Here is a 24,664-nt window from a genome sequence, read left to right as displayed (position 1 = left end):
GGTGGGCGCCGTGCCGGCAACGGCGCCCGCCCCGTCCTACCGGCCCGGGCGCGGGAAGTCGAGGGTGATGAGGCCGCCTTCCTGGCGTGTCTCATAGCGAACCCCCTGCTTCAGCTGGATGACGACGCGCACCGTCTGGCCCGCGTTGGAGAACGCCTCCACCCGCGACACGGCCGACGGGAAGAAGTGCGTGTCCAGCGGCAGCGTGTTGTTGGACTCCACCACGCGCGTGTTCTCCAGCTCCAGCACCACCTGGTTGCCGGAGCCGTTCACCGTGTAGCGCACCGGCTCGTTGGTGCGCACGAAGACGCGCGAGCTGTCCGGCTGCTGCTGGAAGCCAATCTGCGTCATCGTCTTGCGGCGAGACGACACCGCGCCCCCGCCGCTCTCACGCGACGCGGCCGCGGCGCTGCCCTGGCTTGGGCGGGCGCGCGACTCACGGGCCGCCAGGGCCTGCTCGCGGCGCTCACGGGCCTCCGCCGCGCGCTGGCGCTTCTGCTCGGCGGCGGACTCGCGGGCCGACTGCTGCTCCTCGCGGCGGGCCTGCGCGGCGGCCTGGCGCTCCTCTTCCTTCTGACGCCGGGCCTCGGCGGCGGCCTCGGCGGCGGCGCGCTTCTGCTCCGCGGCCGTCTTCGCGGCGGCCTGGCGCTCGTCGGCGGCGGCCTGGGCGGCGGCGCGCTTCTCCTCCGCGGAGGCCCTGGCGGCGGCCTTCGCGTCCTCCTCCTGCTGGCGCTTCTGGTCGGCGGCGGCCTGCGCGGTGGCGCGGCGCTCATCCTCGGCGCGCTTCGCGGCGGCCTGGGCCTCCGACTCCTGGCGCTTGCGCTCCTCGGCGGCGGCCTGCTCGGACGCGCGACGCTCCTCGTCCTGGCGCTTCGCGGCGGCCTGGGCCTCCTCCTGGCGCTTCTTCTCCGCGTCCGCGTCCGCCTTGGCGCGGGCGGCGGCCTCGGCGGCGGCCTTCTCCTGGGCCTCGCGCTCCGCCCGGGCGGCGTCGGCGGCGGCCTTCACGGCCTGGGTCTGCGCCTCCCGGTCCGACGCGGCGGCGCGGGCCGCGTCCTGCGCGTTGGAGCCGGCCTGGGCCTGGGCCTGGGGGGTGGCCGCGGCGGTCCCCTGGGCGGGGGTGCCCTGCCCTTCCGTGGGCGTCACCTGCGCGACGGCCGGGCCGCCTCCCAGGACCTTCACCACCAGCTTGTTGCCGGAGGTCTGGATGTCCGTTTCCACCTCGCGCTCATAGCCGATGAGGATGCGCGCGATGGACGAGGACTCCGTGCCGTAGGCCTGCGTGCGGATGCCCGTCACGGTGCCATTGCCCACCGGCAGCTCCTCCGGCACGTCCTTGAAGACGGCGCCGGACACGTCGATGACGAGCCGCGGCGGGTCCGTCATGGTGAAGCTGTTGAAGTCCGCCTTCTTGCTGCCGGAGATCTCCACCGTTCCGCCGCTGACGGTGACGGCCGTGATGGTGTTGTAGTCCACCGGCTGCTGCGCCAGCGCCACCAGGGGCACCAGCCACAACCCGAGCAGCGACACCGCCAAGCCCTTCATCGACCACTCCCGTGACATGCGTCAGAAGACAGACGCGTGCGAAATTATCACGCACCCGGGAGGCACCAACTTTTCAGTCTGGCCGGAACGTCCGCGCTTCAACGCAAGCGCGGCATGGACGGCGAGCGCGTGCGGTGCGTGCGGGTGTACTCGATGAGGTTCTTGATGTCGTAGCAGATCTGCCGGATGTCGTGCCCCATGGTGAGCTCGACGTGGCTGTTGCCCTTCACCGGGCGCCACAGCAGGTACTCGCTCTTCGCGGCGCGGTAGACGCTGCGCGTGGACTCCACGGACGCCAGCGGATCCATGTCCCCGAAGATGATGGCCATGGGGATCTCAATCTTCCCGAAGCCGCGCTTGAAGTCGTAGTCCGTGCGGTAGCAGACCATCTCGCCCCGGCGGATCCACCGGGCGAACTGTTCAATCACCTTGCGGGGCTCGCGCTCGCCGCCCTCACGCAAGAGCCACCGGATGTCGTCGCGGCTGACGCGCTCGGTGTTGATGAGCCGGTTCAGCTTGCGCGTGAAGCGCTGATACAGCGCGGACTCGTCCGCCTGGGCCAGCTGGCGCTCCACCCACTTGAGCACCACGTCCACCGGCACCGCGTTGAACACGAGCGACTTGGGAGCCTCCGGCTCCAGGCGCTTCTGGAGCGCGGGGCTGAAGGCGCCCGCCCCCTTCGCCAGCAGCGAGCGGCCCAGCGAGGACGCGCGGCGGTTCAGGTTCAGCCCGCCCAGCGTCATGTCCACCGCGCCCGCGAACAGCGGAGAGCCGTGCGCCAACAGGCGCAACAGCGCGAAGCCGCGCCCCAGGTCCGCCGGCGAGCCGATGGTGATGAGCCCCTCGAAGTCGTCGTGGATGCCGGCGTAGCCGTAGCCCAGCATGCCGCCCATGGAGTGGCCGCAGTAGAAGACGCGCTCGCGCCGGGTGATGCGCTTGACGCCGGAGACGGCCGCCGGCAGGTCATAGAGGAAGTAGCTGTCCAGGTCCCAGCCGTAGTCCAGGTCCTGCGGCAGCGGGCGCTTGAAGCGCTCCGCGCGCTCCTTCTGGAAGGCGATGGAGCTCTTGCCGTGCCCGCGCAGCTCCAGGATGTGGATGTCCACGCCGAAGAAGAGCAGGTTCTTGACGAACTGACCGCTCGTCCACGTGTGCCGGTTCTGGGAGAAGCCGTGCACCAGCAGCAGCGGCTCACCGAACAGCGGCTGCGCGAACGCCTGTTTCACCGGCCGGTAGCGCGTGATGACGAGCGACCAGCCGTCCGCCGTCTCCACCACGTAGTTGGTCTTGGAGTACAACGCCCGGAAGTCAACCTCGTCGACGGTGGGCATCGGAGGTCCCGGAAGCGCTGATCTCCAGTCCGGCAGGCGCATGTCGCAAAGTTACTGCTGCTGCTGCATTGCGCCAAGGCTTCGGTCGACCATTCGCTTCACGGCGCCTACCAGGAACAGTGAGCCTGTAGCCAGGACCACGCCGTCCGGACGACCCACTGCATCGGCCCTCGCTCCGGCAAGTGCCCACTCCAGGGAGGCGTGCGCGACTGCCCGTGAACACAAGACCCGTGCTTCAGCGATGTATCGCTCCGGGGCAAGCGAGCGCGGCGTGTCCAGCGGCGTGAGATGCACGGAGGCCGCCAGCGGAAACAGGGCTTGCATCATCGGCCCCCGGTCCTTGTCCGCCACCACCCCGAAGACGAGGTGCAGCGGCCGCCCGGCATAGAGGGTGCGCAGGGCCTCCAGCAGCACCGCCACGCCCGCCGGGTTGTGGGCCCCGTCCACCACCACCGTCGGCGCCTGGGCCACCTCCTCCAGCCGCCCCGGCCAGCGCGCGGTGGCCAGGCCCTGCCGCGCGGCCTCCGGCGTCACGGCCACGCCCCGGGCCTGGAGGGCCTCCAGGCAGGCCAGGGCGACCGCCGCGTTCTGGTGCTGATACGGACCGCGCAGCGCGAGCGTGAGTCCGTCGAGCGACCAACCGGATCCGCGATACGAGAGCGTCCCATCGGCCCCGGGGACGATGCCGAAGTCGCGGCCCTCCACCTGGACGGGCACGGCGAGCTGCTCCGCGCGGCGCAGGAGCGCGTCCAGGGCCTCCGGCTCCTGCCGGGAAAGCACCACCGGAACGCCCGGCTTGAAGATGCCGGCCTTCTCCCAGGCGATCTCCCGGAGCGTGTGCCCCAGGTACTCCATGTGGTCGAAGGAGACGGGGGTGACGCAGGTGACGACGGGGTTCGCGGCGGTGGTGGCGTCCAGCCGGCCGCCCAGGCCCGTCTCCAGCACGGCCACGTCCACGCGCTCGCGGGAGAAGTGCCAGAGCGCGACCACGGTGCCGAACTCGAAGTACGTCATCGGGTCCGACAGCGCGGAGGGGTAGCGCTCCAGGACCTCCAGGATGCGCTGCCCGAAGACCGCGTCCGGGATGTCCGCGCCAGAGACGCGGATCCGCTCGTTCACGCGCACCAGGTGCGGGGACGTGTAGAGCCCCACGCGGTGCCCGGCGGCCTCCAGCGCCCGCGCCACGAAGGCGCAGGTGCTGCCCTTGCCGTTGGTCCCGGCGACGTGGAGCGCCGGGTAGTCGCGCTCGGGATGGTCGAGCGCGGCGAGCGCGTCCCTCACCCGCTCCAGCCCCAGCTTGATGCCGGAGGGGTTGAGCGCCTGGAAGAAGCTCAGGGCCTCTTCCGGAGTCCGGGGGGCGGTGCGGGGCGCGTCCATGGCGTGGAGGCGCGCCGCCCTACCCCAGCATGCCGAGGATCTGCCCCAGCTTCGCGCGCAGGTCCTTGCGGTGGACGATGGCGTCGATCATGCCGTGATCCAACAGGAACTCCGAGCGCTGGAAGCCCTCCGGCAGCTTCTGGCGGATGGTCTGCTCAATCACGCGCGGGCCGGCGAAGCCGATGAGGGCCTTGGGCTCCGCGAGGATGATGTCGCCCAGCCAGGAGAAGGACGCGGCCACGCCGCCCGTGGTGGGGTTGAGCATCACGGAGACGTACGGCTTGCCGCTGGTGCGGAAGCGGGCAATGGCCGCGGACGTCTTCGCCATCTGCATCAGGGAGAAGATGCCCTCCTGCATGCGCGCGCCGCCGGAGGCGGAGAACACCACCGCGGGGCACTTGAGCTCGAAGGCGCGCTCGAACACGCGCGTGACCTTCTCACCCACGACGGAGCCCATGGAGCCGCCCATGAACTCGAAGACGAACGAGCCGATGGAGACGGGGTGGCCCTCGATGCGGCCCACGCCGGAGATGAACGCGTCGTTCTCCTCCAGGTTCTTGCGCGTGGACTTGAGCCGGTCCTTGTACTTCTTGGAGTCGGTGAAGCTGAGCGGGTCCTGGGGCTCCAGCTCCTTGTCGAACTCCTCGAAGGAGTCCGGATCCAGCGTGGCCGCCAGCCGCGCCCGGGCCGTCCAGGCGTGGTGGTGCTCACAGTGCATGCACACCATCCAGTTCTTCTCGAGCTCCTGGCGGTAGATGATCTCGTCGCACTGCTCGCACTTGGCCCAGAGGCCCTGCATGCGGGAGGGCTGGGGCTCGGCGGCTTTCTCTGCGTCGACGGCGATGCGGGGCTTCTTGGAGAACCAGGCCATGAGGCCCGGGGGTTAATCCGGCCGCCGCGGGCCGTCAATACCTCCGTACGGCGCGGCGCGGCACGACGCGGCCCTAGAACTGGAAGGTCTCCCCCAGCTCCAGGACGTTCACGGGCAGGGGGGCCAGTTCCTTCTTGAGCTGGGTCACGAAGGCGGGCTTCAGGTGGTAGAGCATCACCTGGGCGCCGTTGCGCTCGAACTTGCGCAGCTCCGAGCCCACGGTGGCGGGCGTCAGGTGGCCGGAGATGTCCGCCAGGGCCTGGAGGCTGTTGGGGAAGCTGGTCTCCAACAGCAGCGCCTTGAGGTTCTTCGTGGCGTTGAGCGCCTTCCACAGCTTGTCCGTGGGGCCGGTGTCGCCGCTCATGGCCAGCGCGGACTTCCCGTCGCTGATGATGAAGGCGCACGACTCCACGGGGTGGCTCACCGGCACGCTCTTCACGGTGTAGGGGCCCACCTGGAAGGTGCTGCCGGCGCGGAAGGTCTTGATGGCCAGCACGGGCTTGTGGCGCGTGGGGATGCGCGTGAAGTCCGGCCACAGCGCGTTGTTGAACATGTTCTCGCGCAGCGCCTTGGCGCACTCGCGGGAGGCATGGATGGTGACGGGCTTGTCCCTGCGTCCGATGACCAGGTCGGCCAGCAGCGGCAGGTCCTTCACGTGGTCGAAGTGGCTGTGGCCGACGAGGATGTCGTCCACCTTGCAGAGCTGCTCCAGCGAGAGCGTGCCGGTGAGTGCGCCCGCGTCGAGCGCGAGCACGTCGTCCACGAGGAAGCAGGTGCTCCTGCACGTGGGAAGCTCGCCGCCGTGGCACCCGAGGACTTGCAGCTTCACGCTAGAGGTCTCCGAACTTCCACTTCATCTCGAGGTAGTTGAGGAAGTCATGCAGCCGGGCCGTGTCGTACACGGTCACCCGGTCACCGCTCCGCTCGATGAGGCCCGCGCGCTCCAGGCGCTCCAGCATGCTGCGCACGGCGGGCTCGCCCACGCCGATCTGCCGGGGCATCTCCCGGATGGCGAAGTCCACCTCCACGCCCTCCTCCAACGGACGGCCGCGCGTCTGGCAGGCCTGGAGGATCTGATGGACGACGCGGCTGGCGGGGTCGCCGTGGAGCAGGTTCTCGATCTGGGCGTCCGCCTCGGAGAGGCGCTCGGCCAGCTTCTTGATCATCCGCACGGCGATCTCCGCGTTGCCGCGGATCATCGCCTCGAAGGTCTTGGGGTCGATGACGAGCAGCTTCGCGTCGTCATGCACCACGGCGGAGGCGTTCCGGGGCTTGTTGGAGATGATGGCCATCTCGCCGAAGAATTCGCCCGGGCCCAGGACCGCGAGCACCTTCTCCACGTCGCGCACGCGCTTGGAGATGGCGATCTTCCCGGACTGGATGACGAACATCTCCTTGCCGATCTCTCCCTCGCGGAAGAGCTCGGTGCCCTTGGGGAACTCCTTGCCAAAACGTTGAAAGAGGGTTTCCTCGGCGCCCATCTGGCCCGCGAGTCAATCAGCCCCCATCCCACCGGTCAAATATCCCAGACCGATATCCCTTCCGTGCCCGAGGGCGTGACGGCGCCGCAAACCCGACACGTCCCTTCCGAGGCCCGAGACAGGGGCCCCCGGGAGGGGTACAAGGCCGGCCCGTGGGAACGACCTACAAGCAGTCCGGAGTAGACATCGAGGCCGGCGACGCGTTCGTCGAGAAGATCAAGCCCCATGCCGCGCGCACCACGCGCCCAGAGGTCCTGGGCGGAGTGGGCGGGTTCGGCGGCCTGTTCGCACTGCCGCCCGGCAAGTACCAGGCGCCGGTGCTGGTGGCGGGCACGGACGGGGTGGGCACCAAGCTGAAGGTGGCCTTCCTGGCCGGGCGCCACGACACGGTGGGCATCGACCTGGTCGCCATGTCGGTGAACGACATCCTCACCTGTGGCGCGGAGCCGCTCTTCTTCCTGGACTACTTCGCCACGGGGAAGCTGGAGGTGGACGCCGCGGCGGAGGTGGTCAAGGGCATCGCCCTGGGCTGCGAGCAGGCGGGGTGCGCGCTCCTGGGCGGGGAGACGGCGGAGATGCCGGGCTTCTACGCGCGGGGCGAGTACGACGTCGCGGGCTTCTGCGTGGGCGTGGTGGAGCGGTCCGCCATCATCGACGGCAAGACGGTGAAGCCGGGGGACGCGCTCATCGGCCTGACGTCGTCGGGGCTGCACAGCAACGGCTACTCGCTGGCGCGCAAGGTGCTGCTGGACGACGCGAAGCTGCCCCTGGACATGACGCCGCCGGGGCTGGACCGGCCGCTGGGTGACGCGCTCTTGGAGCCCACGCGCATCTACGTGAAGGACGCGCTCGCGCTGTGCCAGGCCGTGAAGGTGAAGGGCATGGCGCACATCACCGGCAGCGGCATCCCGGGCAACCTGCCCCGCTGCCTGCCGGACGGGACGCGCGCGGTGCTGAGCGAGTCCACGTGGAAGAAGCCGGCCATCTTCGACCTCATCGCGAAGACGGGCGGCGTGGCGCGCGACGAGATGTTCAGCACGTTCAATATGGGCCTGGGCCTCATCGTCGTGGTGGCGAAGGAGGACGTGGCCAAGGCGCTGGAGGTGCTGCGCGCCCGGGGCGTGGAGGCCTCTGAGGTGGGCCGGGTGGAAGCGGGCCAGGGCGAGGCCACGGCGGTCATCGACCCATGAGCGCGCGGCGGGCGCGGCTGGGGGTGCTCGTCAGCGGCGGCGGGAGCAACCTGCAGGCGCTGCTCGACGCGGCCGGGCAGGCGGACTTCCCGGCCGAGGTGGCGTGCGTGCTGTCCAACGTGCCCACGGCGTTCGCGCTGGAGCGCGCCCGGAAGGCGGGCGTGCGCGCGGAGGTGGTGGACCACAAGGGCTTCGGGTCGAAGGTGGACTTCGAGGCGGCGGTGCTCGGCGTGCTGGCGGACGCGGGCGTCGAGTGGGTGTGCCTGGCGGGCTTCATGCGGCTGGTGAGCGCGGACTTCCTGAAGCGCTTCCCGGGGCGCGTGCTGAACATCCACCCTTCCCTGCTGCCGGCGTTCCCGGGCCTGCATGCGCAGAGGCAGGCGCTGGAGCGCGGCGTGAAGGTGGCCGGGTGCACGGTGCACTACGTGGACGCGGGCACGGACACGGGCCCCATCATCGCGCAGGCGGCGGTGCCCGTGCTCCCGGAGGATGACGAAGCGAGCCTGAGCGCGCGCATCCTCGCGGAGGAGCACCGGCTGTATCCGCTGGCCGTGAGGCTGGCGGTGACGGGCGCGGTGACGCTGGACGGGACGCGCACGAAGGTGGACGCGAGGGTGACGGGAGACGGCACGGCGCTGCGCAGCCCGGGTGCGCCGAAGTGACGAAGGCCGTGGAGCCGTCCTCGGACGAAGGCGAAGCGTCTGCCCGTGATGCGCGACGCGAAGCCCTGCGCGCCGCCCCCACGGTGATGGTCAGCGCGTGCCTGCTGGGCGAGGCGTGCCGCTACGACGGACGCTCGCAGCGTTCGGAGCGCGTGCTCGCGGCGCTGGAGGGCAAGGCCGTCATCCCCATCTGTCCGGAGGCCGCCGCGGGCATGGGCATTCCACGGCCTCCCGTGGACCTCGCGGGCGGCACGGGCGTGGACGTCTGGGCCGGCCGCGCGCGGGCCCTCACGCGGGAAAGCCGCGAGGACCGCACCGCCGCGTTCCAGGATGGCGCCAGGCAGGCCCTGGACGCCGCCCGGCGCTTCGACGTCACGGTGGCGCTCTTGAAGGAAAAGAGCCCCTCATGCGGCAGCCAGCGCGTCTACGAGACGGGCGTGCTGCGCCCGGGTGAAGGCATCACCACCGCGCTGCTCCGCGCGGAGGGACGCACCGTCGTGAGCGACGAGGACCTGTAGCCTCAGCTCAGTACAGGCAGCTCCAGTTCGTCACCCTGCCTGGGCGCGAAGCACGCCTCCACCTCCGCGTCGCTCACCTCCGCGAGCGTGGCCGGGCTCCAGCGCGGCTTCTGATCCTTGTCCACCAGCACCGCGCGGATCCCCTCCTGGAAGTCCGGCCGCTGCGTCAACGCCTGGCTCAAGCGGTACTCCATGCGCGCCGTCGCGTCGTAGTCCTGGCCGCGACCAACGCGCAGCTGCCGCAGCGTCACCCGCAGGCTCGTCGGCGACATGCGCAGCAGCGTCGCGCGAGTCTCCTCCGCCCATGGTGTTCCCTCGCGCTCCAGCGCCGCGAGGACGTCCTCCACGCGGTCCCCCTGGAAGCACCGGTCGATGACGTCCGCGCGCGCCGCGAGCCCCGATGTACCAGGGTCCTGATGGAAGCCTTGCAGCACGCGCGCCGCCACCTCCCGCCCCGGTCCGCTCCAGTCCGCGGCCTCCAGCGCGCCCACCACGTCCTCCAGCCGCGAGGACTCCACCCGATGCGTCGCGTAGCCCAACCACATCGCATCCGCTGCGTCACACCGCGCACCGGTGAGCCCCAGGTACGTCCCCGCCTCGCCCGGGAAGCGCGGGAGGAACCAACCACCGCCCACGTCCGGGAAGATGCCGATGGCCGTCTCCGGCATCGCGAGCACCAGCTTCTCCGTCACGGCGCGGAAGGCCCCGTGCACGGACAGCCCCAACCCACCGCCCATGCAGATGCCGTCCACCAGCGCGATGAACGGCTTCGGGAAGTGGTGGATCCGGTGGTTGAGCGCGTACTCCGCGCGGAAGAACTCGCGAGACAGCGACGCGTCCGACCGTGCGACCGAACCAGCCACCGCGCGCACGTCCCCTCCCGCGCAGAAGGCCCGGCCGCCAGCACCGCGGATCACCACCGCCTTCACGGAGGGATCCGCCGCCCAGGCGTCCAGCCGCGGATGCAGTGCCCGGCACATCTCCAGGGAGAGCGCGTTGAGCGCCTTCGGTCGGTTGAGGGTGACCAGGCCCACGGCCCCCCGAGTCTCCAGCAGCACGTCCTCGCTCATGCCGTGGGGGATATCAGCCCGGAAGGGGCTCGCACGGGAGATTCAGGGGTGACATGGCGGAGGAAATCGGTATTGGGGAGAACATGACTCCCGCAGCCGCCCCCCTGCTCGCCGCCGTCTTCGACATGGATGGCACGCTCGTCGACAACATGGACTTCCACAACCGCGCCTGGGTGTCGCTCGCCCGGAAACTCGGTCTGGATGGCCTGACCGCGGAACGCTTCCAGAACGAGTTCGCGGGAAAGAAGAACGAGGAGATCCTCCCGCAGCTGCTGGGCCGCACCCTCTCCGTCGCGGAGCTGAACGCGCTCGCCGAGGAGAAGGAGTCCCACTACCGCGCCATCTACCGGCCCTACCTGGCGCTGCACCGGGGCGCGGAGGGCTTCCTGCACCGCCTGCGCGAAGCGAACCTGCCCCTGGCCGTGGCCACCGCCGCGCCGCACGGCAACCGCGAGCTGGTGCTGGACGGGCTCTCCGTGCGTCCGCTCTTCGCCTGTGTCGTCGGCGCCGAACAGGTGACGCGCGGCAAGCCCGCGCCGGACATCTTCCTCGCGGCGGCGAAGGCCCTGCGGGTGCCCCCCGAGTCGTGCCTCGCCTTCGAGGACGCCATCAACGGCGTGCTGTCCGCGCGCGCCGCCGGCATGGTCACCGTGGGCATCACCACCACCACGACCGCGGAAGCGCTGAAGAACGCGGGGGCCCACTACACCGCCCCGGACTTCGACACGCTGCCCCCGGAGCTGCTCGCGCGCCTCTTCGCGTCCAGGGCCTGAGGGGGCACATACGCCCCACCCCGGGCACGGACTCCCTGCCGCGCCGGGCGCCAAAAGGGCGCCAGACGCGGTGACGTTGTGTAGTGTTCGGCGGCCATGTCGACGTCCGCCGCCAAACTCAAGCTCCCCTCGGGCCCGTCCCGGCACGTGTACGACGTCATCGTGCTGGGCAGCCAGGTCGGAGGCGCGCTCGCCGCCGCGCTCCTGGCGAAGCGCAACCACCGCGTGTTGCTGGTGGAGCATGACGGCATGGGGCCCGGCTACGAGCACGACGGCTTCGTGCTGCCCTACGCCCCGTTCGTCGCGCCGCCCCTCAAGGCGATGCCCGCCGTGGACGAGGCCCTCAACGAGCTGGGCCTGTCCACCGCCATCGGCCGCGCGCTGAGGCCCCACGCGCCGGAGCTCCAGCTCGTGCTGCCGCGCAACCGGGTGGACCTGACCGCGGACGCCGCCCGCCGCCGCGCGGAATTGACGCGCGAGTTCGGCGAGGCCGGCGAGGGCATCCAGGGCGCGCTCGCGGGCAGCGCCGCGCAGCACGAGGCCACCGACGCCTTCTTCAAGGCCGGTCCCCAGCTGCCGCCCGACGGCTTCTTCGAGGGCTGGAAGCTCAAGGGGCAGATCAAGGATCACCCGGCCCTGGAGGCCACGCCCCGGATCGCGGGCGAGGATCCGGCGCTGTCGCTGGTGCGCGGCCTCCTGCCCTTCCTCGTGCACATGGAGAAGCCTGGCGCGCCCCTGGCGCAGACGCGGGCCCTGTCCCAGGTGCTCACCGCGCCGTCCACGTACCCCGGCGGCATGGACGCCCTGCGCGACGTGCTCACCCGGCGGCTGACGGAGCTGGGCGGCGACGTGCTGGGCCGCGACAACCCGGCGGGCTTCATCGTCGAGGAGCTCGCGTTCGACGGCAGCAAGTTCTCCGGCGTGAAGCTGGTGCGCTCGGACACGCTCTACCGCGCGGCCTGCCTGGTGACGGCCACGGACTCCGGGGCGCTGCGCCGGCTGGTGACGGACAAGAAGCACCACCGGGGCCTGCTGGAGCACCTGGATCAGTCCAACATCAAGTCGCTGCTCTTCAGCGTGAACTGGGTGGTGCCGGAGGCGGCGCTCCCGCGCGGCATGGGCGAGCTGGTGCTGGTGGACACGCAGGACCCGGAGCTGGGCCCGCTGCTCGTGCAGCAGCACCCGGCGCGCACCGCCGCGGCCTCCGGCCACAAGGACGTGGAGGGCGTGCGCGTGGTGTGCGCGGGCGCCTTCGTCCCGGCCTCCGCGCGCGAAGAGGGCGAGGAGCACCTCCAGGCGCTGGCGAAGCGCATCGACGAGCACCTGGACCGGCTGATGCCCTTCACGAAGCAGCACCGCGCGCTGCGCTCGGCCCCCTACCTGGACGCCGGGGGGGTGCGTGGCAGCCGGCTCATGCCCCACCCGCTCTACAGCTTCGAAACGGAAGCCTTCCTGGGCGTCACGGGGTTGAAGCAGCGCACGCCCGCGAAGAACGTGATCCTGGCCGGCCGCGAGGTGCTGCCCGGGCTGGGCCTGGAGGGCGAGCTGCTCGCGGGCATGCGGGCCGCGAAGCTGGTGCAGGAGATGTTGAAGAAGAAGGATCCGCTCAAGGGATAGGTCCCGGGTCGGATCCGGCTGGATTTCCGGCCTGTTTCTGGTAGGGTCCGCCGCTCTTTTATGGGCTGCTGTCGAACGCCCCAGTTTTCAAGGAGTTAGCAGTCATGGCGTGGAAGTGCGACCTCTGTGGGAAGCGTCCGCTGGTGGGTAACAACGTCAGCCACGCGAACAACAAGACCAAGAAGCGGACCCTGCCGAACCTGCAGAAGGTGCGCGCGAACGTGAGCGGCAGCATCGAGCGCGTCCTGGCCTGCACCCGCTGCATCAAGGCGGGCAAGGTGACCAAGGCCGCCTGAAGTCCGGGAGCCTTCCGGTGGGCATGACGCGCGCTCGAAAGTCCGCGCTTCCGCCCACCGAACGGCTCCACCCCCGTGCGGATGACCTGGACCTCCTCCCTGTCGAGGCGGTCGTCCGACGGTTGCATCAAGAAGACCTGATCGCGCTCCGCGCGGTCCGTGAGGCGTTGCCGTCCATCGCGGCGGCTGCCCGGGCCGTGGCGGAAGCCTTTCGCGCTGGCGGCCGGCTGCTCTACGTGGGCGCGGGAACCAGCGGCCGGCTCGGCGTGCTCGACGCGAGCGAGTGTCCCCCCACCTTCGGTGTCCCGGCGACGCGGGTCCAGGCGGCCATGGCTGGCGGCCGGCGGGCCCTGACGCGCGCCGTGGAGGGCGCCGAGGACGACGTCGCCGCGGGGGCCCGAGCGGTGCGGGCGTTCCGGGCCACGGCGCGGGACGTGGTGTGCGGCATCACCGCGTCGGCCTCCACGCCCTACGTCCGGGGCGCGCTCGACGAGGCCCGCGAGCGTGGGGCGCGCACGGTGCTGGTGTGCTGCAACCCGCCGGGGCCGGCCGTGCGCGCGGACACGGTGGTGCTGGCGCGCACGGGGCCAGAGGTGGTGGCGGGCTCCACGCGGCTGAAGGCGGGCACGGCGACGAAGCTCGTGCTCAACGCCATCACCACCGCGGCCTTCGTGTCGCTGGGCCATGTGTACCGGGGGCGGATGGTGGACGTGCGCCCCACGAACACGAAGCTGCGGGCCCGGGCGGCGCGGATGGTCGCGGAGCTGACGGACCTGCCCCCGGCGCGGGCAGAGGCGCTGCTCCGGGCCTCGGGGGACCACGTGAAGCTGGCGCTGGCCATGCACTTCACGGGGCTGCCGGCGGCCCAGGCCCGGCGGCGGATGAAGGACGCGGGCCTGCGAGGGCTCGAACGCCCGGCCGAGGCACGCGCGGCTGTGGTCCAAAGGCCACGTCAGCGCGCCCGCCCCTGACGCGGCAGGCGCGGCACGACCCGGAGACGAGCCTCCGGAATCCGACACACCCGCCAGTGAACGCTGAACAGGGGGCACGGTGGCGGCGTCACTCCCAGACACACGGGGTGCCCTCCGGGCCGGGGCCCGGCGTGCGTGGGAGCTGGCCTTTAGACTTGGGGCATGCGCCCCGCCACGCCACCCTCCCCCTCCCTGCCGCCCCGGCTTTGCGTGGGCGTGCTGTCCGGAACCAGCGTGGACGCGGCGGACGCGGCGCTGTGCCGGGTGGACGGCACCGGCGCGGACTTGAAGCTCCAGCTGCTCGCGCATGTCTCCCACCCCTTCACGCCGGACCTCGTCGCCCGGGTGCTGGGACCGCAGGACGCCCGGAGCCTCTGCGCCCTCAACTTCGAACTGGGGGAGCGCTTCGCCGAAGCCGTGCTGGCCGTCATCGCGCGCGCGGGCGTGAAGCGCGAGGACGTCCACGTCGTCGGCTCGCATGGCCAGACGATGGCCCACCTGCCCTCGGACCTGTCCGCCATCGCCTCCACGCTCCAGATTGGCGAAGCGGCCGTCATCGCCGAGCGCACCGGCCTGCCCGTCGTCAGCGACTTCCGCACCCGCGACATGGCGGTGGGCGGCCAGGGGGCTCCGCTCGTGCCCTACATGGACTGGGCCGTGTTCCGGAACCGCGAACGGCCGGACGTCACCCGCGCGTTCCTCAACCTGGGCGGCATCGCCAACATCAGCGTCGTGGGCGAGCACGTGGACGACACGCTCGCGTTCGACACCGGGCCCGCGAACATGGTGCTGGACGGCCTGGCGCGCCGGGTGACGCAGGGACAGCTCGCGTGCGACCGCGACGGCAGCCTGTCCTCCCGGGGCCAGGTGATTCCCGCGCTCCTGGAGGAGCTGCTCGCGCATCCGTTCCTCGCGCGGCCGCCACCGCGCAGCGCGGGCCGCGAGGGCTTCGGTGAGCCGCTGGTGGACCGGCTCTGGGCGGCGGCCCCGGAGCGTCCCCACGACCTGATGGCCACCGCACGGGCCTTCACCGTGGAGGCCACCGCGCGCGCCTTCGACACCTGGGTGCGGCCCCGCTTTCCCCGGCTGGAGGCCGTGTATGTCTCCGGCGGCGGCACGCGGAACCCGGTGCTGATGGCGGACCTGCGGGCGCGGCTGGCCCCGGTGCCGCTGGAGCGGCTGGACGTGCTGGGATTTCCCGAGGAGGCGAAGGAGGCGGCCCTCTTCGCCCTGCTCGCGGCCGAGCACCGGGCCGGGACGCCCGCGAATGTTCGCCCCGCAACTGGCGCCGGGCGCCGAGTCGTTCTAGGTAAGCTGACACCGTGAGCAGCGTGAACCTGATGGCCCGCGAAGTGGCCGCGAAGATCGTCTTCTACGGCCCCGGCCTGTCGGGGAAGACGACGACCCTGCGAAAGGTCTACGAGACCGTTCGCCCGGCCCACCGCGGCGAGATGATGTCCATCGCCACCGAAGGCGACCGGACGCTCTTCTTCGACTTCCTGCCGGTGAAGGTGGAGCGCGTGGGCGACTGCTCCGTGCGCCTGGCCCTCTACACCGTGCCCGGGCAGGTCTTCTACAACGCCACCCGCAAGCTGGTGCTCCAGGGCGCGGACGGCGTGGTGTTCGTGGCGGACTCGCAGGCGGAGGCCATGGACGCCAACCGCGAGTCCCTGGCCAACCTGGAGGAGAACCTCCTGGAGAACGGCATCCGCCTGGACCGCTTCCCGCTGGTGATGCAGTGGAACAAGCGGGACCTGGACAACATCCTCTCCGTGGAGGAGCTGCGCCGGGAGCTCAACCCGCGCGGCGTCCCTGACTTCGAGACGGCCGCCGCCAACGGCCGGGGCGTGATGGACGCGCTCAAGACCATCACCCGGCTGGTCATCAAGGACCTGCGCGCCAAGCGCATCGTCCCGCCGCCCCGCCCCGCCCCGGGCGAAACGGCCCCCGCGGGCCTGGAGGCGCAGCTGTCGCAGCACCTGCACCACCGCCAGCCTCCGCCGACCGCGACGCCGCCCGCCGCCAGCCCTACCGCCGCCGCCACGCCCGTGCCCCGCACGCTGACGGCGCCCGCCCCGCCGCGCGTGGAGCCCGCGGCCGTGCCCGCCGTGGCCGCGGCGCCGGCCGCGAGCACCAGGCTGCTGGGGCCCACGAGCGCGCTGGCGCCGGGGGACCTCTTCGACCACGCCCGGGCCGCGGAGGCCGCCTTCACCGCCGGGGACTACACCACCTGCGTCACCGCCTGCACCGACGCTGTCCGCCGCGCCATGGCGTTCGCGGGGGAAGGCTCCCTGGCCCAGCAGGCCTTCCTGCTGCACGTGGACGGCTCGGACCTGCTGCGCCTGCAGGGGCTGTCCACACTGCCGCAGCTGCGCGTGGACGACGCGGCGTTCGCGCTCTACGTGCTCATGCAGGTCTTCGTGCGACTCAACGCCGTGGGGCTTCCGACCGCCGGGTGATTCGCGCGGGGCTCGGGCCCCCACATCTCAGGGACACGGCTCCCCGCGTGGGAGTCCTGGAGGGTGTCCCTGCATGTTGCGAGTGAAGACCTCGGTGAAGCGTTCGCCCATTCACGGCGTGGGGCTGTTCGCCGAAGAGCACATCCCCGAAGGCACCATCATCTGGGCCTTCGACCGCCCCATCGACCAGCGCTTCTGGCCCGTGGACGTCGTGGGCATGAGCGCCAACGAGAAGGCCTTCCTCGCCCGCTACGCCTTCTGTGAGCGGGGCACGCTGGTGCTGTGCGGGGACCACGCGCGGTTCATGAACCACTCGGACGAGGCCAACTGCGGCACCAACGCGTCCCGCACCGCCACCGTCGCCCGGCGAGACATCGCGGCGGGGGAGGAGCTCACGGACGACTACACCACCATGGAGGACCCGTGGAACGAGTTCCAGGGCCTCATCGAAGCGGAGCCCGTGCCCGGGAGCCCCACGCTGCACTGAAAGGGCGCTTCAGCGCGGGAGCGTGAGCTCCAACAGCCCCATGCGGTGCAGCTTCGCCAGCGTCTTGAGCGTCTCCAGCTCCCGCGCGGGGCTGGCCAGCACCAGCGTGGACACGTCCCACGTCCCGCTGATGAGGCCGGCGATCTGCCGCTCCTCCGGCTTGAGCATCACCATCGTCTGCGGGGATTGGATCAGCCGCGGCACCACCAGCGGCGGCAGGTCCGCGTAGAGCGCGGCCACGTGCTCGCGCTGCACCAGGCGCGCGAACTCGCGCACGCGCCGGTCCGCGGGGTCGCTGGCCAGCAGGGACGCGCACACGATGCCGGCCGCGTCGTACTGGCCCTCGCGCATCAGCACCGCGCCCTTCTCCAGCATCTCCGCCACGGGGTCGGCTTCCACCTGCGGCGCGCCGTCCACCTCCACCAGCTTCGCGCGCAGCAGCTCGTGCACCCGGCGCGTCACCGACGAGCGCGACACGCCCATGGACAGCCGCAGCCGCCCCAGGTTCTGCGGCGTCGTCGTCAGCGCCAGGATGATCCGGTGCATCAACGGCTGGCTGGGGCTGGGCGGCGACAGCGCCTTCACGCTCAGCGCGTCGATGGGCAGCGCCTTGTCCACGTCCCCCTGCTCGTCCACCCAGCGCAGGGACTCGAAGAGCAGCTCGCGGATGCTCATGTCGGACGGCACCCAGTCCTCACCGGTGCGGTCCGCGTCCTCCGTCCAGTGGAAGGTGCCCTGCCCCGCGATGGTCAGGTCCGTCATCGCCGCGAACAGCTCCTCGCGGCCCAGGTCCCGCACCCACCGCGCCTGGACGCCGTGCGCGTCGAAGGCCGCGTCCACGTCCGGCGTGCGCGTCAGCTCGTCGAACGCCGCCAGCACGCGCGTGCCCGTCGCCAGCTTCGGCAAGGACAGCAGGCGGGCCACCCGGCCGCGCAGGCCTTCGCTCGCGGTGGCCCCCACCTGGCCGGACAGGAGGAACAACTTGCGCTCGCCTGCCTCCCACGACAGCTGGAGCGTCCCCGTCTTGCGGGAGCTGTCCAGCCATTGAAGGAACTCGGGGAGCGGGTAGCTGAAGAGGTCGCCGTGGATGGCCATGCGTGTCGGATTCGAGGATACAGTCCCAGGCCGTGCGCGTCGCGGTCCTGTTCATCGACGGGGTGGGCATCGGACGGAAGGACCCGGCCGTGAACCCGCTCGCGGACCGCGACCACCTCCTTTCCTGGTTCCAGGACGCCCCCGTCCCCGTCCTGCCCCACGGCGGCATGGGCCTCCCGGTGGACCCCACCTTCGGCGTGCCCGGCCGGCCCCAGTCCGCCTCCAACCAGACGGCCATCCTCACCGGAGACCCCGCCCCCGTGCTCGTGGGCGGCCACGTGCTGGGCTACCCCAACACCGCGCTGAGGGATTTGCTCGCGGAGCGCTCCATCGTGCGGCGCCTCAAGGCCGCGGGCCGCACCGCCACCTTCGCCAACGCGTACCCCGCGCCGTACCTGGACGCGCTCGGCGTCCCCCGGCGCCCGTCCACATCCCCGCCGGAGTTCACCCTGTCGGAGCGCGCCGCGCGCAAGGTGCGCCCCTCGGCCGCGAAGCTCGCCTTCGCCGCGGGAGGTGAAGCGCTGCGCACGCTGGACGACGCGCGGTCCGGCGACGGCCTCACGCACGACATCACCGGCGCCGCCGCTCGCGCGCACGGACTGGACGTGCCCCACCGCACGCCCGGCGAAGCCGCGGCCCTCTTCTGGCGCATCGCGGGAGGGGCGGACTTCACCTTCTTCGAGCACTACCTCGCCGACGAGGCCGGCCACGCCCAGGACTTCACGGCCGCCCGTCTGGCGCTCGACACCTTCGACGCCTTCCTGCGCGCCGTGGCGGCCACCCGGCCGGACGACGCGCGCGTGTTGGTGTGCAGTGACCACGGCAACGTGGAGGACCTGTCGGTTCGAGGACACACCGTGCACGCCGTGCCCATGCTCTACTTCGGCCCCTCCGCCCCGGAGGTAGCCTCGTTCTCCACCGTCGCGGACGTGGGCCGCGCGGTGCTGCGCTGGCTCGGGGCCAACTAGAGGGACGTACGGATGCGGGTGGGCGGTACCGGACGAAGGAGCCTGTGGCCCGCCCTGCTCTGCTTGCTCGGGACGACGCTGCTCCTTTCCGCGTGCGCCGCCGCCCCGAAGAAGGCCAGCGACCCCAGCACCACGCTGGCGCTGCCCGGCGGTGAGTTCCGCTTCGAGCACTCCGCGAAGGACACCCAGGCCGCGGACATGGTCCGCCGCGCGGTGGAGAACGCCTTTCCCCGCCTGGCCCGCTGGGGCACCTTCCAGGAGCCCGTCACCCTGGTCATCCACCCGAACCACGCCGCCCTGGAGCGCGCCGCCCGCCGCTCCGGCTACGACTTCCTGCGCGCCTGGGCCCGCTACGAGCAGGTGGAGGTCCAGAGCCCCCGCACCTGGACGCGCGCCGGCGCCAGCCAGAAGCAGGTGGACGAATTGCTCCTGCACGAGCTCACCCACAGCCTCATGTGGCAGGCGTCCGCCTCCGTGTCGGACTGGACGAAGAAGGGCATCCCCCTGTGGTTCAGCGAGGGCATGGCCTCGTACACCGCCGGCCAGGGCTACCGCGTCCCCAGCCTGGAGGACCTGTCCCGCTTCCTCCACCAGCACCCCCAGGCGGATCCGCTCGCGCGCGCCGAGTCGCTCTACGAGACCGAGAACGCCACCGTCTACGGCGCCGCCCACCACGCCTTCACCTTCCTCATGGAGCGCTACGGCGAAAGGCGCATCCGCGGCGTCCTCGCCGCCATGCGCGGGGGACAGGACTTCACAGGTGGCTTCCTGGAGGCCATCGGGCTGCCCGTGGACGCCTTCCTCCGCGACTTCCGCCGCTACGTGTACCTGCGCGGTTTCAAGGGGGGCCGGCTGACCCCACCCCCACCCCTTCCGCGCCCGGAAGTACGCGGAGTTCCTGGGAATCCCCAGCCCGCACCGTCATCCGCCCCACATTCCCCCACTTCCACGCCACCGGACACAACTCCGGAGGCCCCAAGCCCGACAAGTTGAGCAAGCCCGCTATGCGTGGGCCGCTGGAGGATTGCCCCGTGACTGATTCCAAAATCAACCGCCCGAAACTCTCCTCGACCCCCGCCACGGGTAGCACCACCCCCACCGCCGCCACGCTGGCGGAACGTCAGAAGGCCGCCGCCGCGAAGGCCGCCGCCACGAAGCGCAACCAGTCCGGCTTCGAGTCCGCCCCCGCGACCGGCGCGCGCGCCCCGGTGGCCGGCACCGGCAACCTGGCCCGCTCCGCCAACGCGAGCGCGCTGTTGGGCGCCGCGCCCACGTCCGCGGTGAAGAACGGCGCGACGGTGGCGAACCCCACGACGCGCACCATCACCTTCACGTACGACGCGGGCCCGCACGCGGCGCTCACCAACCCGAAGCTCAAGGGCAGTTGGGGCGCGGACGGCCGCTACGACGCGCAGTGGTCCTCCGGCGGCATCCCCATGAAGCCGCTGGGCAACGGCAAGTACGAGGCCACGGTGAAAGTGGCGGACGACGGCCTGGCGCACAACTGGGAGTGGGGCGTCAGCGTGGACGGCCCGTCCGGCAAGGACCAGTGGGCGGTGATGGGCGAGGGCAACCTCAAGTTGGACCTGTCCAAGGCCACCGCGTCCTACTCGCCCACGACGTACCACTCGATGGGCGCGCAGAAGTCCGGCCAGGACGTGAACTTCAAGTTCTGGGCGCCGGACGCGCGGGCCGTGCAGGTGAAGGTGACGGACAAGGAGGGCCGCGAGCAGCGCATCCCCATGACGCGCGACGAGGGCGGCAACTGGACCGCGCAGGCCAAGGGCGCGTGGGCCCAGATGGAGGGCAAGGCCTACGTCTACGAGGTCGTGGACTCCACGGGCGCTGTCAGCGACCGCCCGGACCCGTACGCGCGCCGGATGATGGGCGAGCAGCGCGGCCTGGACCGGCTCTACCTGGACCCCACGCGCGGCAAGGAGGTGGACCGCTACTTCCCCGGCGCCACCGGCCTGATGCGCTTCGACATCGACAGCGCGGAGGACGCGGACAGCGCGTTCCTCGTCCTCAAGGACGGCGACGGCAACCCGCTCAACAAGCAGCAGCTCCAGGAGCGCCTGGGCAAGTTCGATGACACCCTCATCGACAAGCTGCACGGCGGAAAGCTCAACGACTTCTGGTCACGCAACGTCACCGACGACGGCCGCATCAAGATGACGAACCAGGCCGGCGCGTGGACCGCGCTCGTCAACGATCCGGACAAGCTGGCCGGCCTGCGCTACGAGTTCCAGGTGTTCGACAAGGACGCGCAGGGAAAGCTGCACCTGCGCGACGACGTGAACAACGACGGCAAGCTGTCCGACGTGGAGCGCCGGGCGTCCACGGAGAACGACCCCTGGAGCAACCTCATCACCAAGGGCAGCGGCGTGGACTTCCGCGGCTCCATCCTCACCGACCCCACGACGTTCCAGTTCAAGAACGACGACGTGCCGCGTGAGAAGGATCCGTCCAAGTGGGTGGTGTACCAGCTCCACCCGGGCAGCTTCCTGGGCGAGGCGGGCAACGCCAACCGCTCCACCATGGAGGACCTGATCAAGAAGCTGGATTACTTCAAGGAGCTGGGCGTCACCACGCTGGAGCTGTTGCCCACCAACGAGGTGGAGGGCGCGCGCAACTGGGGCTACCTGGGCGTCAACAGCCTGGCCACGGAGAGTTCCTTCGGCTTCGAGGACGAGACCGGCCAGTGGGTGGAGGGCGATGAGGCCCTCAAGCGCTTCATCGACGCGGCCCACGGCAAGGGCCTGAACGTGGTGTCGGACGTCGTCTACAACCACGTCTTCGGCGACCACAACGGCCTGTGGAACGTGGGCGGCCCCAGCAACCCCTACTTCAACTGGGCCAAGGAGCCCGGCCAGTTCGAGCAGCGCGATACGCCGTGGGGCGCCGTGCCCGCGTACAACACGCCGCAGGTGAAGCAGCTCTTCGTGGACCACGCCGTGCAGCAGATCGCCGAGCTGAAGTTCGACGGCCTGCGCTTCGACTTCACGGAGCCCATCAAGGGCACGGGCGGCAAGGACGGCTGGGACATGCTCCGGGAGATCAACCGCCAGGTGCACTTCATCAACCCCAACGCGTGGACCGTGGCGGAGCAGTTCGACTACGAGCCGGACATCTCGCGCCCCGCGAAGGCGGACGGCACGGGCGGCGGCTTTGACGCCCAGTGGTACACGGAGTTCCAGCACCGGCTGGTGCGCGACAACAGCAAGCCGGGCCTCATCCAGGCCGCCTCGCGCGGGATGAAGACGGACGTGGACGCGTTCGTGAACCTGATGACGAACCCGCGCGGCCTGGACGGCTGGAAGCACGCGCTGTCCATCATCAGCAACCACGACGAGGTGGGCAACGCGGAGCGCACCATGGACACCGCGGAGGGCGAGAACCCCACCGACTTCCCGGACAACTGGGCGCGCGGCGCCGCCCGCTTCGCCGCCGGCATCGGCATGGCCGGCCCCGGCATCCCCATGTTCTTCCAGGGTGACGAGTTCGGCGCCCAGAACCCCTTCAAGTGGGGCAACCCGTCCACCTGGGACAGCGACTGGAGCTGGCAGGACATCGGCAAGGGCGTGGACTTCGGCAAGGTGACGTTCAACGACACCACCAAGGCCACCTACGAGCGCCTCTTCAGCCTGTCCCCGGACGCGCGCGCGAAGGACAGCGCGTACAAGGCCTTCTCCGCGGACGACAAGAAGCTGTTCGCGGAGGTGGCCGCCATGCCCGCCTCCGAGCGCCGGGACGCGATGCTGGACATCACCCGCCGGCAGTCCTTCAGCTTCTACAAGGACTCCATCGGCCTCAGGAACAGCAGCGACGCCTTCAGCGCCGCGGCGGAGGTGAAGCGCGTCTACACCCACAACGACGACAGCGTGATGGCCTTCACGCGCAAGTCGGGCAACGAGGAGTTCCTCGTGGTGGGCAGCCTCAACAAGAAGAACCTGGAGGGCTACTCGCTGCCCCTGCCCCCGGGCCAGTGGAAGGAAGTGCTGAACAGCGACGCCGCGGTGTACGGCGGCGGCAACTTCGGCAACTACGGCGCCACGCTGAACGGCGGGAACACCCCGGTGAACATCCCCGCCGGCGGCTACGTGGTGATGAAGAAGGTCGGCTAGTCCTTCTTCGCCTCCGGTCCGGCCGTCCCCTTCTGGAGGGCGGCCGGGCCCGGCAGAAGCGGCGGCCGGTCCTTGCCCTCCATGGTGCGCTGAAGCTCCAGTTCCTGGAGCAGCACCGCGGGCGCCACGGTGGACACGGGCACGTTGCCGCTCTCCGCGCCGCAGAAGCCGTTGAACACGCCTGGCCGCTGGCCCGTGGCGAGGATGCGGTTCACGGACGACAGCGGCGTGCCCACGATTTCCACGCCGCGCACCAGCGTCTCCTCCCCGGTCTTCACGTCCACCCGGTACACCATGCGCGGCACGCCCTTGAAGGCCTGGTAGCCGTAGCTGGACGTGTTGGTGTTACCGCCGGTGATGTCGCGGATGATGAGCCCGTACGGCTTGCCCTGCCGCTTCGCCTCCGCGATGAGCAGCTTCTTCAGCTCCGCGTCGCTCACCTGCTTCGTGCTGTCCACGATGAGGTTGGCCATGCGCGCCACCGGCTGGAGCGTGCCCTGGCCGCGCCCGTGGCCGTTGGACCTGGGGAAGCCCTCCACCGGGTGACGGCTCATCAGGTAGCCCTTGAGCACGCCCTTCTCCACCAGGCTCACCGGCTGACCCTTCACGCCCTCTTCGTCATAGAGGTAGTAGCCGTTGAGCGGCTCGCCGTTCACCTCGCGCCGGGACGGATCATCCCGCAGCGACAGGAAGGCCGGGAGGATCTGCTTGCCCTCCTGGCCCTTGAACGTCTTGCCGTCGGTGTCGCCGTCCTGCCGGTCCGCCTCCAGCCGGTGGCCCAGCGTCTCGTGGAAGAGCACGCCCGCGGCCTCCGGCGCCAGGATGGCCGGGCCCGCGTACGGGGTGATGGCCGGCGCCTGCCGCAGCGCGAGCAGCTCGTCGATGACCTTCCGCGCGGCCTCGTGCACGCGCGCCTCGCTCGGCATGCCCGCCTCCGTGGGCAGGTAGAAGCTGCGCGAGTTGTCCAGGAGCTGCCCGTCCGGCGCGCGCGTCACCGCGGAGACGTGGAACGCGTACAGCGTCTCCTCCGTGATGAGGCGCGTGCCCTCCGACGACACGAACAGCCGCGTGACCTTGTCCGCGGTGATACGCACCTCTGAATCGAACAGCTCCGGGTGCGCGTTGAAGCGCGCGGACACGTCTCGCGCCAGCTTGCGCCACTTCTGCCTGTCGAACGGGAACGGCACCGGCGGCTGCACGTAGGTGGCCGGCGTCTCCCGGGAGAAGGACGCGGGGCGCTTGGGGTCCTCCACCGCGTAGACGTCCTCGCCCTTCTTCTTCAGGTACTGGAAGAGCGCGGCCTTGTACTTCTCATCCGTGACGAGCCACAGCGCCGTGCGCAGCGCGAGCGGCGAGTCGTCCTGCGGCCCGTCCTTGCGCGCGGTGAAGCTGGAGCCCTTGCTGGTGCTGAAACCGAAGTCGAGCGAGTCCGCCACGGAGCTGTCGTAGTCGTAGCTGCCCACGCGCACGTCCACGCCCAGCTTGCGCTCGCGGTAGTCGTCGTCCTGGAACAGCGCTCCGTAGCGCGCGATGATCAACCGCGACTCGTAGTCCTTCACGCCGTAGCTCAGGAAGTACGGCGCCTCATGGCCGGTCACCTTGAGCTGCTGCTGGTTGCGCTGGAGCTCCGCGCTCATCGCGTCCAGCAGCGGGGCGCGAGGGTCGGGAGCGGGAGAGGCGCCCATCAGCAGCGACGCGGCCATCAACAGCGGGAACAGGGGACGGGAGGAGCCAGGCACGGCCACGCACTGTAGCCAGAAACGCGGCGAGGGCCCTCCCCTCACGCGCCAGGCGTGAAGCGAGGACCCTCCTGCCCGCATGCCCTGTTGGCTACA

The 24,664-nt window shown here is 70.9% G+C and carries 22 protein-coding genes; 13 read left to right on the top strand and 9 right to left on the bottom strand.

The annotated features are described in order from the left end of the window. Positions 1-36: 36 nt before the first annotated feature. The 6 genes from JYJ93_RS16590 to JYJ93_RS16565 form a co-directional block, all read right to left on the bottom strand. Positions 37-1,542: an AMIN domain-containing protein gene (locus tag JYJ93_RS16590; RefSeq protein ID WP_206792438.1), complete on the bottom strand. Its 1,506-nt coding sequence runs from the start codon at positions 1,540-1,542 to the stop codon at positions 37-39. A 98-nt stretch (positions 1,543-1,640) separates the two neighbouring features. Further along, positions 1,641-2,912, bottom strand: coding sequence for an alpha/beta fold hydrolase (locus JYJ93_RS16585; protein WP_206792436.1), 1,272 nt, complete (start codon positions 2,910-2,912; stop codon positions 1,641-1,643). 9 nt (positions 2,913-2,921) lie between these two features. After that, positions 2,922-4,247, bottom strand: a complete 1,326-nt coding sequence (locus JYJ93_RS16580) for a folylpolyglutamate synthase/dihydrofolate synthase family protein (protein ID WP_242543833.1) — start codon at positions 4,245-4,247, stop codon at positions 2,922-2,924. Positions 4,248-4,266: 19 nt separating this feature from the next. After that, a complete protein-coding gene (accD, locus tag JYJ93_RS16575; RefSeq protein WP_206792434.1) occupies positions 4,267-5,118 on the bottom strand; it encodes an acetyl-CoA carboxylase, carboxyltransferase subunit beta in 852 nt (283 codons plus the stop codon). A gap of 73 nt (positions 5,119-5,191) precedes the next feature. Beyond that, on the bottom strand, positions 5,192-5,947 hold the full coding sequence (locus JYJ93_RS16570; RefSeq protein ID WP_206792432.1) for a 3',5'-cyclic-nucleotide phosphodiesterase: 756 nt from the start codon (positions 5,945-5,947) through the stop codon (positions 5,192-5,194). 1 nt (position 5,948) lies between these two features. Continuing rightward, positions 5,949-6,599, bottom strand: coding sequence for a Crp/Fnr family transcriptional regulator (locus JYJ93_RS16565; RefSeq protein ID WP_014398127.1), 651 nt, complete (start codon positions 6,597-6,599; stop codon positions 5,949-5,951). Positions 6,600-6,751: 152 nt separating this feature from the next. Between JYJ93_RS16565 and purM the strand changes: the two genes are divergently transcribed. The 3 genes from purM to JYJ93_RS16550 are packed head-to-tail and all read left to right on the top strand — an operon-like array spanning position 6,752 to position 8,969. Next, complete coding sequence (purM, locus tag JYJ93_RS16560) at positions 6,752-7,789, top strand: phosphoribosylformylglycinamidine cyclo-ligase (RefSeq protein WP_206792430.1); 1,038 nt, start codon at positions 6,752-6,754, stop codon at positions 7,787-7,789. After that, positions 7,786-8,451 (top strand): phosphoribosylglycinamide formyltransferase, encoded by a 666-nt coding sequence (purN, locus tag JYJ93_RS16555; protein ID WP_206792428.1) that lies wholly within the window; start codon positions 7,786-7,788, stop codon positions 8,449-8,451. The genes purM and purN overlap by 4 nt, the downstream gene beginning before the upstream one ends. After that, positions 8,448-8,969: a DUF523 domain-containing protein gene (locus tag JYJ93_RS16550; RefSeq protein WP_269012520.1), complete on the top strand. Its 522-nt coding sequence runs from the start codon at positions 8,448-8,450 to the stop codon at positions 8,967-8,969. The genes purN and JYJ93_RS16550 overlap by 4 nt, the downstream gene beginning before the upstream one ends. A 2-nt stretch (positions 8,970-8,971) precedes the next feature. Here JYJ93_RS16550 and JYJ93_RS16545 read toward each other — a convergent pair whose 3' ends face one another. Beyond that, positions 8,972-10,039, bottom strand: a complete 1,068-nt coding sequence (locus JYJ93_RS16545) for an enoyl-CoA hydratase/isomerase family protein (protein WP_206792426.1) — start codon at positions 10,037-10,039, stop codon at positions 8,972-8,974. Between the two features lie 83 nt (positions 10,040-10,122). On the opposite strand from JYJ93_RS16545, the gene JYJ93_RS16540 reads away from it, so the two are divergent. The 7 genes from JYJ93_RS16540 (at position 10,123) to JYJ93_RS16510 (ending at position 16,642) form a co-directional block, all read left to right on the top strand. After that, positions 10,123-10,812 carry an HAD family phosphatase gene (locus JYJ93_RS16540; RefSeq protein WP_206792424.1) on the top strand — a complete coding sequence of 230 codons (690 nt, stop codon included), beginning with the start codon at positions 10,123-10,125 and terminating at the stop codon, positions 10,810-10,812. Between the two features lie 96 nt (positions 10,813-10,908). Next, the gene (locus JYJ93_RS16535) at positions 10,909-12,429 is read left to right on the top strand and encodes an NAD(P)-binding protein (protein WP_206792423.1); all 1,521 of its coding nucleotides are present in this window, start codon (positions 10,909-10,911) and stop codon (positions 12,427-12,429) included. A gap of 104 nt (positions 12,430-12,533) precedes the next feature. Next, the gene (gene rpmB / locus JYJ93_RS16530; protein ID WP_014398134.1) at positions 12,534-12,725 is read left to right on the top strand and encodes a 50S ribosomal protein L28; all 192 of its coding nucleotides are present in this window, start codon (positions 12,534-12,536) and stop codon (positions 12,723-12,725) included. A 23-nt stretch (positions 12,726-12,748) separates the two neighbouring features. Then, entirely contained in the window at positions 12,749-13,696 is a 948-nt protein-coding gene (gene murQ / locus JYJ93_RS16525) for an N-acetylmuramic acid 6-phosphate etherase (RefSeq protein ID WP_206792421.1), read from the top strand. A gap of 162 nt (positions 13,697-13,858) precedes the next feature. Further along, positions 13,859-15,022: an anhydro-N-acetylmuramic acid kinase gene (locus tag JYJ93_RS16520; protein WP_206792419.1), complete on the top strand. Its 1,164-nt coding sequence runs from the start codon at positions 13,859-13,861 to the stop codon at positions 15,020-15,022. Further along, positions 15,019-16,155 carry an ADP-ribosylation factor-like protein gene (locus tag JYJ93_RS16515; protein WP_206792417.1) on the top strand — a complete coding sequence of 379 codons (1,137 nt, stop codon included), beginning with the start codon at positions 15,019-15,021 and terminating at the stop codon, positions 16,153-16,155. The genes JYJ93_RS16520 and JYJ93_RS16515 overlap by 4 nt, the downstream gene beginning before the upstream one ends. A gap of 73 nt (positions 16,156-16,228) precedes the next feature. Further along, positions 16,229-16,642, top strand: coding sequence for an SET domain-containing protein (locus JYJ93_RS16510; RefSeq protein WP_206792415.1), 414 nt, complete (start codon positions 16,229-16,231; stop codon positions 16,640-16,642). A gap of 9 nt (positions 16,643-16,651) precedes the next feature. Here JYJ93_RS16510 and JYJ93_RS16505 read toward each other — a convergent pair whose 3' ends face one another. Further along, positions 16,652-17,737: a DUF4388 domain-containing protein gene (locus JYJ93_RS16505; protein WP_206792413.1), complete on the bottom strand. Its 1,086-nt coding sequence runs from the start codon at positions 17,735-17,737 to the stop codon at positions 16,652-16,654. 32 nt (positions 17,738-17,769) lie between these two features. Here JYJ93_RS16505 and JYJ93_RS16500 point away from each other — a divergent pair, with 32 nt between their 5' ends. From JYJ93_RS16500 to JYJ93_RS16490, 3 genes are read left to right on the top strand one after another with little or no spacing between them, the layout of a single operon-like run. After that, the gene (locus JYJ93_RS16500) at positions 17,770-18,705 is read left to right on the top strand and encodes a metalloenzyme (protein WP_206792411.1); all 936 of its coding nucleotides are present in this window, start codon (positions 17,770-17,772) and stop codon (positions 18,703-18,705) included. Between the two features lie 12 nt (positions 18,706-18,717). Beyond that, positions 18,718-19,698, top strand: a complete 981-nt coding sequence (locus JYJ93_RS16495) for a hypothetical protein (protein WP_206792409.1) — start codon at positions 18,718-18,720, stop codon at positions 19,696-19,698. Between the two features lie 38 nt (positions 19,699-19,736). Beyond that, on the top strand, positions 19,737-22,829 hold the full coding sequence (locus JYJ93_RS16490; protein ID WP_206792407.1) for an alpha-amylase family glycosyl hydrolase: 3,093 nt from the start codon (positions 19,737-19,739) through the stop codon (positions 22,827-22,829). On the opposite strand, the gene JYJ93_RS16485 is transcribed toward JYJ93_RS16490, so the two are convergent. Beyond that, positions 22,826-24,532 (bottom strand): TldD/PmbA family protein, encoded by a 1,707-nt coding sequence (locus JYJ93_RS16485; RefSeq protein ID WP_242544459.1) that lies wholly within the window; start codon positions 24,530-24,532, stop codon positions 22,826-22,828. The genes JYJ93_RS16490 and JYJ93_RS16485 overlap by 4 nt on opposite strands. Between the last annotated feature and the right edge of the window lie 132 nt (positions 24,533-24,664).

Source organism: Corallococcus sp. NCSPR001, assembly GCF_017309135.1.
Lineage (GTDB): Bacteria > Myxococcota > Myxococcia > Myxococcales > Myxococcaceae > Corallococcus.
This window is presented reverse-complemented; position numbering and strand designations above follow the sequence as displayed.